The sequence below is a fragment of the Sphingomonas sp. 66-10 genome (genome assembly GCF_001897045.1).
Taxonomy (GTDB): Bacteria; Pseudomonadota; Alphaproteobacteria; order Sphingomonadales; family Sphingomonadaceae; genus Sphingomonas; species Sphingomonas lycopersici.
Genome location: NZ_MKRR01000092.1, coordinates 1 through 3145, shown reverse-complemented (window position 1 = coordinate 3145; position 3145 = coordinate 1). Strand labels below are relative to the sequence as shown.

General features: G+C 62.3%; 2 protein-coding genes and 1 pseudogene. All 3 read left to right on the top strand.

All coding sequences use genetic code 11. The annotated features are described in order from the left end of the window. Window positions 1-942 (top strand): annotated as a pseudogene (locus BGN95_RS07375) (aconitate hydratase); the annotation flags it as partial. 188 nt (window positions 943-1130) lie between these two features. Beyond that, on the top strand, window positions 1131-2426 hold the full coding sequence (locus BGN95_RS07370; protein ID WP_265269090.1) for an NF038122 family metalloprotease: 1296 nt from the start codon (window positions 1131-1133) through the stop codon (window positions 2424-2426). A gap of 144 nt (window positions 2427-2570) precedes the next feature. Continuing rightward, on the top strand, window positions 2571-3145 hold a 575-nt coding region (locus tag BGN95_RS07365; protein WP_286772134.1), incomplete at its 3' end, for a hypothetical protein.

The following is a 3145-nucleotide window of genomic DNA, read 5'->3' as shown; positions in this document are numbered from 1 at the left end:
GACGGCAGCGACGTCTATCTCAAGGACATCTGGCCGACCAACGACGAGGTCAATTCGCTGATGACCGCGAACATCGACGATGCGATGTTCCGTTCGCGCTACGGCAACGTCTATGCCGGCGACGCCAAGTGGCGCGAGATCCAGGTCGAGGGCAGCGATACCTATAAGTGGCGCGCCGGCTCCACCTATGTCGCCAACCCGCCCTATTTCGACGGGATGGGGATGACGCCCAAGCCGGTGACCGACATCATCGAGGCCAAGCCGCTGGCGATCCTGGGCGATTCGATCACCACGGACCATATCTCCCCGGCCGGCTCGATCAAGGCGGACAGCCCGGCGGGCATCTATCTGCAGGAGCATCAGGTCGCCAAGGCGGACTTCAACAGCTATGGCGCGCGCCGCGGCAATCACGAAGTGATGATGCGCGGCACCTTCGCCAACATCCGCATCCGCAACGAGATGGTGCCGGGCGTCGAGGGCGGCATGTCCAAGTATGACGGCGAGGTGATGCCGATCTACGACGCGGCGATGCGCTACAAGGCGGACGGCACCTCGCTCGTGATCGTCGCGGGCAAGGAATATGGCACCGGCTCGTCGCGCGACTGGGCGGCAAAGGGCACCAATCTGCTCGGCGTGCGCGCGGTGATCGCGGAGAGCTTCGAGCGCATCCACCGCTCCAACCTCGTCGGGATGGGCGTGCTGCCGCTGCAATTCGCCGAGGGCGTGGATCGCAAGACGCTCAAGCTCGACGGGTCGGAGACCTTCACGATCCGCAACGTCGGCGGCCTGCGCCCGCGCCAGGACGTCGAGGTGACGCTCACCCGCGCGGACGGCAGCAGCGAGACCTTCGTCGCGCGCTGCCGCATCGATACCGTCAACGAGCTGGATTACTTCCTCAACGGGGGCATCCTGCAATACGTGCTGCGCAAGCTCGCCGCCTGAGCGGCGCGCGACCAGCCACCGTCGAGCAAGGGGCGCCGTGTGCGACACGGCGCCCTTTTTTGTAGCCGAAGTGATTGTAATTCCGCCGATCGGCCATCGAAACCGAATTGACGCCCTTCTCCAATTAACTGATTGTTAACCACATAAGGCGGGCGCAGATCCGTCCCACAATCAATCAGGGGAAGCATATGAAGACGTTGAAAAACGCATTGCTTGTCGTGTCGGCCGTATCGGGGATCGGCCTCGCCAGCACACCCGCGGCGGCCGTCAACATCATCCTCCGGCCCGATTCCACCTTCTCCAATTCACCCAATGGCGCCGCGGCACTCTTCGCCTTCCAGAAAGCCGCCAATTACTGGAACCAGACGCTCAGCGGCGCGAGCGGCATGCAGAATATCAACATCAACGTGTCGTTCGCCTCGCTCGCCCCGAATATCCTCGGATCGACCCGCAGCTACGCCTATGACGTGTCGGCCGCGTCGGTCTATCAGTCGCTCGCGGCGAACGCCGGCGGCGCGCTCGACGCCAGCGCGGTCAACAGCCTCGTCCCGCTCACCGCCGCGGGCGGCATCGGCTATCGCCGCGCGCCGGGGCTCGACGGCACGCTCACCGGGGGCGGGCTGAACATCACCACCGGCAGCGTGTTCGACAATAACGACAGCTACAACAACCGCTACCTCTACGCGAACGGCGCCAACCTGAAGGCGCTCGGCTATGACGTCGGCAATTCAGCGATCGACGCCAATATCACCTTCAGCTCGAACTTCGCGTTCGATTTCGATCCGACCGACGGCATCTCGGTCGGCACCGAGGATTTCACCGCGGTCGCGGTGCATGAGCTCGGCCACGCGCTGGGCTTCGTCAGTGGCTCGGATTATTACGATTATTACGGCGGCAAGGGCCCCGGCGCGGGCGAGACCGGGATCAACTGGGACAATGAATCGGTGCTGTCGGTGCTCGATCTGTTCCGCCGCTCGGCCAATGGCGGGGCGTCCGGGTTCGATCCGGCGACCGGCGAGCGCTACATCCAGCTCGATCCCAACCGCAACGCCTTGTTCACGGTCGACGGGGTCAATCCGTTCAACGGCGACGGCAGCTATTCGCAGTTCGCCACCGGGCGCTACAACGGCGATGGCGACCAGACCTCGCACTGGAAGGAAGGCACCGGCTATTACGACCAGAACAATTGCTTCATCCCCTCGCCGCAGCAGGTCGGCGTGATGGATCCGAGCTCGGGCTATTGCCAGCTCGGGATCGTCACCTCGAACGACCTCGCCGCGTTCGACGCGATCGGCTACAACCTCAAATTCGATATCCTCAAGAACAAGGGATATGAATTCAGCTCGGCCGACATCTTCCGTCTCGCCGGGCTGGCGGGGGTGCCGGAACCGTCGACCTGGGCGATGATGATCATGGGGTTCGGCTTCATCGGCGGCGCGCTGCGCGTTCGCGCGCGCCAGCCGAAGGTGCGCTTCGCCGGCTGACCCCGATTGCGAAACGACAGGCGCTCCGCCCCCACGCGGAGCGCTTTTTTTTGGCGATGCGCCCAGCGCGCACCATTTGACCCCGATCAAATGGTTTTTCTGCGTTAACCCTATTCTCTCTCCGCCGAAGGAGGGGAAGAGCATATGGCGGCATTGCGGAGCAGCTTGTTTATCGCTTTGGCGATTTCGGGGACCGTTTTATCGGCCACGCCAGCCGGTGCGATCAAGATCATTTTGCGCCCGGACAGTAGTTTCACGACGACCGCGAACGGTACGCGTGCGCTCTATTCAATTCGGAAAGCCGCGAATTACTGGAATACGATACTTTCCGGCAGCGATAATATGCAGAACATCAACATCGCCGTTTCATTCGAGAAACTGTCTTCCGGCTCAGCGGCCATCACTTATAACAACTACACCAGCGCATCGACACGGGCGGTTTATCAGGCGCTCGCGGCGAACGCAGCGACAGCGCTCGATGCCAGTGCGGTGGCGAGTCTGGTGCCATTAAGCGCCGCGGGGGGTCTGAACGTGATCCGACCCGTCGGAAGCGACGGAACCCTGAGCGGATCCGGGATGAAAAACCCGGTGGAGGGGGTGGTCGACAACAACAACTCGCTTAACAACACCTATCTCTACACCGGGACCGCCGGTTTGAAGGCGCTTGGCTTCGATATCGGAAACAATACGATCGACAGCACGATCAAATTCTCGTCAAG

Coding starts and splice junctions, on each gene's coding strand:
- BGN95_RS07370 (WP_265269090.1), top strand. CDS start 1,131: ATGAAGACGTTGAAAAACGCATTGCTTGTCGTGTCGGCCGTATCGGGG.